Raw genomic sequence first — 7,243 nt, forward strand, 5'->3', positions numbered from 1 at the left:
ACTCGTCGCTGTACTTGTTCCTCATAGAAAAACCCCGAAGGTTGGATTGGGTGTCCAACTTTCGGGGTGCAGTTCATACTCCCAGGCCTACAAGGACGAGGCCCTGGCACTCGCTGACCGTGTTGGGGCCAGTGCCGCCGCTCGTGAGCTAGGTCTTCAACCCAGCCAGCTCTATCAATGGCGCGCGAAGGCTCAGCAGCAGCAGAGTGCCTCAGCTCGCGAGCAGACCTTGGCTGAAGAGAACGCGAGGCTCAAGCGGCAGCTGGCTGAGAAGTCGGAAGAGCTTGAAATCGCAAAAAAAGCCGCGGTGTACTTCGCGAAGAGCCTGAAGTGAAGTACGCCTTCATTGAGCAGCATCGTCAGGCCTTCAGCATTCAACGGATGTGCGCGTTTCTCGGCGTCGCCCGCAGCGGCTACTACGCCTGGCGACAGCGGGGTGGTGAACCGTCTCCCCGCCGCCGACGTCAAGCGATCACCGATCAGCGTGTGGCTCAGACCTTCGAACAGGGCAAGGGACGCTCAGGCGCTCCCAGGCTGACCCATGACCTGAACGATGCTGGCGTAGCCATCTGCCGCAATACCGTGGCTGCCAGCCTCCGTCGGCAGAACCTGCGGGCGAAAGCCGCTCGCAAGTTCAAGGCCACGACGAATTCACGGCATGGCCTGCCAGTCGCCCCAAACCTGCTGGAGCAGGACTTCAGCACTACGGCACCGAACCAGAAATGGGTCGGCGATATCACCTACCTGGCGACCGGTGAAGGCTGGCTCTACCTGGCGGTACTGATTGATCTGTACTCGCGCAAGGTGATCGGCTGGGCGATGAGCGAGCGCATGACGGCAGACCTGGTCGGCGACGTGCTCCAGATGGCGCTGTGGAGCCGCAAGATGCCCAAGGGAGTCATCGTGCATAGTGACCGTGGTAGCCAGTATTGTTCGTTCCTGTACCAGTCGTTGCTGACCCGGCACGGCCTCCGGTGCAGCATGAGCGCCAAGGGCAACTGCTATGACAATGCCTGCGCCGAGAGCTTCTTTCACAGTCTCAAGGTCGAAGCCATTCACGGCGAGCGATTCGCGACCCGGGAAGGCATGCGACGGCAGGTGTTCGAGTACATTGAGTTGGACTACAACCGGCAACGCCGGCACAGTGCGATCGGGATGATCAGCCCAGAGGCCTTCGAGGACCGAATGATCGCTTAAACCAGTGTCCACCAATGCTGGGTAAGATCAGTTCGAGGCGCCGTGCACCCGCTTCGCGAACCGTTGCGATGGCGTGATCCAGTAGCCGTGCGCCAATGCCTTTGCGCTGATGTGCCGGGGCGACGGCAATGTTCATCAGTTCATGAACGTCATCGTCGAGGGGCTGGATGACATAAGTGCCCACGATCTCCTCCTCGACTGTCGCGACATGACAGATCGAGGATTCAAGGTAGCGCCTGATGGCGTCTAGCGAGGGATCGGCTTCCAGCAGGAGGTCGAGAGGTGCCTCGGCGCTGGGTACGGATTTGATCAGCATATCGACGTTCCTGCGATTTATCGGGTAGCGGCCGTGTCCGTGCGACGACGCGCCGACTGACAGAGGCTACAGGGACGAGGCCGGGGCGCCAAGCGCCCCGGTGTTCGGCTATCGAGATCCAATCGTCACTCCGGCTGAGAACAAGGCTGCAGTGTGATTTCGCTGAGGTAGCGCAGCGGGAGGCGCCGGCCAGCGTAATGCAAAACGTTATGAGGTTTTAAATGTTATTTAATTCATTGTGCTGGGTATCAGCAATGGCCTATTGGATCTTCTTTGGTTTCAAAGTAGAAGTATGGTTTTTTACCTGCTTCCCAAATCTTGCCGACAATAAAGCCGAAATAAGTAACAAAAGTAAGGCGAGCGCATCCAGAGTATTTAGAGCCGCACCAAGCACACACCAACTCAGTAATGTACCAACGGGTGGGATGGCAAGCAAAATTATCGCCGCCCTCGAAGTTTCGATTTGTGTTAGCAAATAGAACCATAAGCCTTGACATACCGCCATGCCTATCAAGGTACTGTAGGCAAGTCCTAACCAACCTCTAAGACTCACAGGGAAGCTAAATAAAGGCTGAGATTGAATTGGAAGGAAAAATATTGTTAATAGACCGCTAATAAGCAACATCCACATAGTCAAGGCTTTACCGTTCACGCTAAGGTGGCTCCTAGCTAACATAACTGATCCTGTAGCCCATGAGAGGGCTGCCACTGCCATAAGTCCAGAAGCTACAGCACTAAATCCAGGATCTATAATTATAGAGTAGATGATTAGCGTGATGCCAAATATTCCTGATGTCAATGCTATTAGTTGATGAAGCTGATATCTCTCCCCTAGTAGTAGCTGTATAAAAACAACCCAAACAGGCATAGTGAAGGCTATCAGCGCGGCTCGCCCACCCTCCAGCACTGCAATAGAAAATGCTGATAATATATTGAAAAGGCCGACGTTTAAAAATGCCAGCAATAACAGTAGGGGCCACTCTTTCATCGGGGCAAATAAATTTTCTTTATCCATAAGGCAAAAAACAATCATAACTATTGTGCCACCCCATAGTGTTACTAACCTAAAGGTGATAGGTGGAATCTCAGTTAAAGCAAGTTGTGAAGCGGGCCAATTTCCTGCCCATAGCACAACAAGCAAAACAGGAAGGAATGCTCTCGGAAGATTCATATTTGTTTCTCTGTCAGTATTCAAGTGCGACATAATTCGCCTAGGACGATTATTAATCGTAGTGTCTATAAGCAGAGCGTCAGGACTTATAGTTACTAAACAGTTCTCAGGTTAATTGCGAGGGCCTCCACGTGCCGATGGTTTGGTAAGTCTAGGTTTAGAGGACGGTTTTTATCATATATTAGAGTTCGGATCCAATTCGTGACAAGTCATGAAATCGGATCCGTATAATCAGCAGCTTCGGGATTTCATGCGTACGCTGGCTTTTTTGATAGAAAAATAATCATCCGATCACATTAAAACATCAATAGAAAGTTTTGGCTGATTCCCATATTGTTTCTTTGAAGTAAATCTTTTTGGTGAGAATGACCTCATTAGTATCATTTCTATTAGCTTGTCGTATTCTATGCCTTGGTTACTGAACACAGAGGGAACAACTGACTGAGGCATCAGCCCTGGCAGTGTGTTTGCCTCAAGTATATTGATTCTGTTTGTAGAATCTACCAGAATATCTATTCTGGCTACCCCATCAACACCCAATTTCTCATAGACGGATTTAGATATTATTTTCAGTTTTTCTTCTAGTTGTTCGTCCAGTTCTGCAGGGATTGTTTTTTTGATATCTTGGTAGCCGTTTTTCATTTCAAAGTCGAAAAAATCTCCATTGGTCAATATTTCACAAATATCCATGACCTCTATCTCCCCTAGTAAGTCATGCACAACTATAGAAAATTCCCTATTTATTTCGATAAATGGCTCTATTATACACTCTCCGTAATCACCTAACAATTTTACTAGATCTTCTTCAAGTTGATTTTTATGCTCTATAATTTTAATCCCAATGGATGCACCAGATGTAATTGGTTTAATTATTGCTTTCCCTAAGGTGAAGACATGATTAACATTATCTTTTTTCAAGTCCTCTAGAGACTTGATGTTTGCATATGGTGTGTTGTGTTCATTGAATCCCGAGATGGCATGTTTGAATAATTCTTTATTCATACATATGGCTGAGGAAAAATGATTTGCACCTGTATATGGTAAATCAATCCAGTCGCATATACCTTGTAATCTGCCATCCTCATGATAATATCCATGACTAGAAAGGAAGGCAACTTCGATCTTGCTTTCTTTTAGTATGGAAGGGAGCATGTTATTTGCACAGTCAATCAAAACAACATCATGGCCATTCCGTATTAGGGACTTTTCAATCGCCGGTGTCGCTGACAAAAAGGCCTCATAAGACCACCCGCCAAATAATAATCCTACGCGCATACGTCCTCCTTGTTACGCATATGTTCAACCAGTCCGCTTACTAGAGCATGGATTGTTGAGATGTATTTTTCAGGAATAGAGTTTTCGAAATAGAGAGGAAGCTCTGTGCATCCTAGTAAAATACAATCTGCTCCTTTTGACAAAAAGTCAGCTGAAATTTGTTCCAATTGTATTCTTCGGTGCACCTTGCTCTGATGAAACTCATCAGTTAGTGCAATCCTAATAATTTCATTGATAATTTCTTGTTGCTTGTAATTTGGTATTAGTACTTCTACTCCAGCGGATTCTAAAGACTCTTTGTATAACTCTATACCTATTGGAGTTCCAATTATTCCAGCAACTTTGCAGTCTCTTTTTAATATCATTGATACTGACTCATCAATAATGTCAACAAAAGTCACATCATAATTCAAACATTTCTTAGATATAGTTTTTGCATGTCTATGTATGGTATTGCACGGAATGCCGATCAGTTTAGCTCCGACATGAGACAACTGTTCTATAGTATGATATACAGACTCCATGATTTGGTCTGACATAAATTCGAAAATGTTTTCGATTGGAAGATTAATAATAACGACATCGCGTGCGTTTTTAGAAAGCTCTTCCATGAGCAAGCTATATGTAGCTATCGAGGCTCTAGACCCGATGCCGCCGATTACACCGATTCTTGTATGACTGGTTTTTAAAGAGGATCTCATTTTTCTTCCTTGAGCCTGATCGTTGCATAATCTTATATTTGGTTTTGGCAATTGTAATGCTATTGGTTACTTGTATCTGCTACCTAACTTGATGGCTTATACATTGACGTATGCCAACTAAATTGCGCAAATTAACATGCCCTGTCTTATGGGTCATTAGGGGGGCTTTTATTCATCTGCTTTCTTGTTTTCAATGTAATCAATCGGATAAGCCATATTGAGAATATTTTAACTTATTTTGTCGCATTTATTCCAACCCATATACTGATTAACAGTTTCCTACTAAGTGTTTCCATGTATACCAAAGTAAACTCTGGTTGGCACGCTGTACTAAAGTACAGCTAAGTTGAAAATTCGAGGCGCGTGGCGTTAAGTGATTGTTTGTATTGTTTTTTAGATTGAAATGCCTGAAGAGTGAACGCGCTGTTGCTTCCTTGTTGGCGTTACTTTCCATATTAACGGAATTTTTTTATTACGTAGAAGCAATATGATAATGTAATGGTGTTTTATTGTGTGAGAGTTAATGTTTGGGCTGTGTCAAGCTCCAAGCGCAACCCTATTGAAGGGTGTCCGGTCCAGCGACTGAATTATTGAGCACCTCGGAATAGCCTTCCAGAGGCGTTCGCCAGTCCAATGACTTGCGCGGTCGTGTGTTCAATGAATCCGCAATGGCATCGAGCTCTTCCTGGCTATAGACCGATAGGTCCGTGCCCTTCGGCAGGTACTTCCGCAACAAACCGTTGACATTTTCGTTAGAGCCTCGTTGCCACGGGCTATGGGGATCGGCGAAATAGATGGCCGTCTCGTTCCGTTGTGTGATCTCGACATGCTGCATCATCTCCCTGCCCTGGTCATAGGTCATGGAGAGCCGCAAGGTGCGTGGGACCTCGTTCAGCTTGTCGCCGACACAGTATCACCAGGCGCGTGGTTCGCTCCACCAGCGTGCCGACAGCGGATCGGTTGTTGGTTCCCATGATCAGGTCACCTTCCCAGTGACCGGGTATCAGGCGGTTTTCGATCTCGGGCGGCCGCATATGAATGCTAACCAGATCCGGGATCTGGCCACGCCGGTCTTTACCGCGGCTGCGCGGCCGACGCTTGCCGTTGCCCTGCCGCAAGCAGGCGATGAGCTCTTTCTTTAGAGAACCTCGGGGCATCACATAGAGCGCGTTGTAGATGGTCTCGTGAGAGACCTGGCGGCGGTTATCACCGGGAAACATGAGTGACAGTGTGCTGGCGATCTGCTGCGGTGAGCCAGTACTGGCGCAACAGATAGGCGACTAAATCGAATAGCTCGCTGTGTAATGACCCCCTGGTTTCTGCACACCCTACGCAGCTAATGCCGGGTGTGCTCGGGGTGCCACATAGCCCAGAGACTGGTGTGGCCGTTCTTCGTTGTAGTACCGAATCCAGCGGCCGATGATCGCTCTGGCTTGGCCCAGCGACTCGAACCGATGCAGCCAGATGCACTCTTCCTTCAGTGAGCGGAAGAAGCGCTCGACGAGCCCGTTCTGCTCCGGCGTGTACGGCGTCGTGAACTCTTGGGTCAACCCATAGGCCTTCACTGTCGCCGTGTAGTGCCGGCTGCTGAAAACCAAACCGTAGTACCTCCGGAACCCGTGCTCGGGGGCAGCCATCGTGGCCTAAAAGTTCCTTGTGTGACCCTCATCACTACAAGGAGACCAACGATGACTGCCTCCCCTAAGCTTACGCCAGACACCCTCTGTGTCGCGATCGACATCGCCAAGCGCTACCACGATGTCCTGATCCGCTGGCCGGAAGGGCGTGAGAAGGCCTACAAGGTGGCTAACACACGCGCCGGCCATGACGAGCTGATCCAGTTCTTGAAACAACAGAAGGAAACGGTGCTAGCGGTGTTGGAGCCTACAGCGGACTTCCATCGGCCGATTGCCTACTGGTTGGCACAGGCGGGCATCCAGGTGCACCTGGCCTCCTCCCTGGCCTGCGCTCGCGTTCGGGAAGCACTGTATACCTCGTGGGACAAGCACGATCGCAAGGATGCGCGTGTCTTGATGTACTTGCTGACCCATGGCATGTCACAGCCGTTTCATGATCCGCTGCGAGAGGGGTACTTTGATCTCCAAGAAATCTCGAACACCTACCAGCAGATATCACAGGCGCGGACCCGTTGCCAACACAGTTTGGTTAACCACTACCTGACTTTGTACTTTCCGGAGATGGAGCGCTACTTGTGCACCTCTCGTGCCATCTGGTTCTGTCGTTTCCTGCTAGCGTTCCCGACCCCCGCAAGCATCATGGCATTAAGCCGCGAGGCCTTCGTCGAGGCTGCCTGGGAGTGTGTTGGTCGCAAGGTCGCCAAGCAGCAGTTTCTGGAAGGCCTCTATGAAACGGCCCATGCCAGCATGGGGTTACCTGTTGCTCCACACTCGCTAGCGGTCGGAACCTTCCAACTGCAGCTACGACGCTATCTCACGCTAACCGAGCAACGCCAGGAGCTGGAGACTCAAGCGGCGGAATACCTAATTGTCGGGTCCCGTGTGATTGACTACCCGTTTGGAAAATAATTCAGGCCGCTTGGTCTGCCATTCTTTCATCGCCGCG

Annotated in this window: 6 protein-coding genes and 2 pseudogenes; 2 read left to right on the top strand and 6 right to left on the bottom strand. The window is 49.2% G+C overall.

All coding sequences use genetic code 11. The annotated features are described in order from the left end of the window. Positions 1-46: 46 nt before the first annotated feature. Positions 47-1,197 (top strand): IS3 family transposase gene (locus H1D44_RS20415; RefSeq protein ID WP_181517113.1). Its coding sequence is split into 2 segments (ribosomal slippage): positions 47-293 and positions 293-1,197, totalling 1,152 coding nucleotides; the frame shifts between segments, so codons are not numbered across the junction. Here the strand turns inward: H1D44_RS20415 and H1D44_RS20420 are convergent. The 6 genes and pseudogenes from H1D44_RS20420 to H1D44_RS20445 form a co-directional block, all read right to left on the bottom strand. Then, the gene (locus H1D44_RS20420; protein WP_238984606.1) at positions 1,160-1,513 is read right to left on the bottom strand and encodes a GNAT family N-acetyltransferase; all 354 of its coding nucleotides are present in this window, start codon (positions 1,511-1,513) and stop codon (positions 1,160-1,162) included. The two genes, H1D44_RS20415 and H1D44_RS20420, sit on opposite strands and share 38 nt — an antisense overlap. Before the next feature lie 259 nt (positions 1,514-1,772). Next, on the bottom strand, positions 1,773-2,684 hold the full coding sequence (locus H1D44_RS20425) for a DMT family transporter (RefSeq protein ID WP_181517108.1): 912 nt from the start codon (positions 2,682-2,684) through the stop codon (positions 1,773-1,775). A 291-nt stretch (positions 2,685-2,975) separates the two neighbouring features. Next, positions 2,976-3,959 (bottom strand): D-alanine--D-alanine ligase family protein, encoded by a 984-nt coding sequence (locus tag H1D44_RS20430; protein ID WP_181517109.1) that lies wholly within the window; start codon positions 3,957-3,959, stop codon positions 2,976-2,978. Continuing rightward, a complete protein-coding gene (locus tag H1D44_RS20435) occupies positions 3,950-4,660 on the bottom strand; it encodes an aspartate/glutamate racemase family protein (RefSeq protein ID WP_181517110.1) in 711 nt (236 codons plus the stop codon). Before H1D44_RS20435 ends, H1D44_RS20430 begins: the two co-directional genes overlap by 10 nt. A gap of 556 nt (positions 4,661-5,216) precedes the next feature. Further along, positions 5,217-5,880, bottom strand: a pseudogene (locus H1D44_RS20440) (IS30 family transposase). Between the two features lie 108 nt (positions 5,881-5,988). Next, positions 5,989-6,297, bottom strand: a complete 309-nt coding sequence (locus tag H1D44_RS20445) for an integrase core domain-containing protein (protein WP_181517111.1) — start codon at positions 6,295-6,297, stop codon at positions 5,989-5,991. A gap of 51 nt (positions 6,298-6,348) precedes the next feature. Here H1D44_RS20445 and H1D44_RS21120 point away from each other — a divergent pair. Further along, positions 6,349-6,843: pseudogene (locus tag H1D44_RS21120) on the top strand (IS110 family transposase); the annotation flags it as partial. Between the last annotated feature and the right edge of the window lie 400 nt (positions 6,844-7,243).

The organism is Billgrantia kenyensis (genome assembly GCF_013697085.1).
Lineage (GTDB): Bacteria > Pseudomonadota > Gammaproteobacteria > Pseudomonadales > Halomonadaceae > Halomonas > Halomonas kenyensis.

Excerpts from the sequence above, each read along its gene's own strand:
- H1D44_RS20420 (WP_238984606.1), bottom strand. The coding sequence starts at position 1,513 with ATGCTGATCAAATCCGTACCCAGCGCCGAGGCACCTCTCGACCTCCTG.
- H1D44_RS20425 (WP_181517108.1), bottom strand. The coding sequence starts at position 2,684 with ATGAATCTTCCGAGAGCATTCCTTCCTGTTTTGCTTGTTGTGCTATGG.
- H1D44_RS20430 (WP_181517109.1), bottom strand. The coding sequence starts at position 3,959 with ATGCGCGTAGGATTATTATTTGGCGGGTGGTCTTATGAGGCCTTTTTG.
- H1D44_RS20435 (WP_181517110.1), bottom strand. The coding sequence starts at position 4,660 with ATGAGATCCTCTTTAAAAACCAGTCATACAAGAATCGGTGTAATCGGC.
- H1D44_RS20445 (WP_181517111.1), bottom strand. The coding sequence starts at position 6,297 with ATGGCTGCCCCCGAGCACGGGTTCCGGAGGTACTACGGTTTGGTTTTC.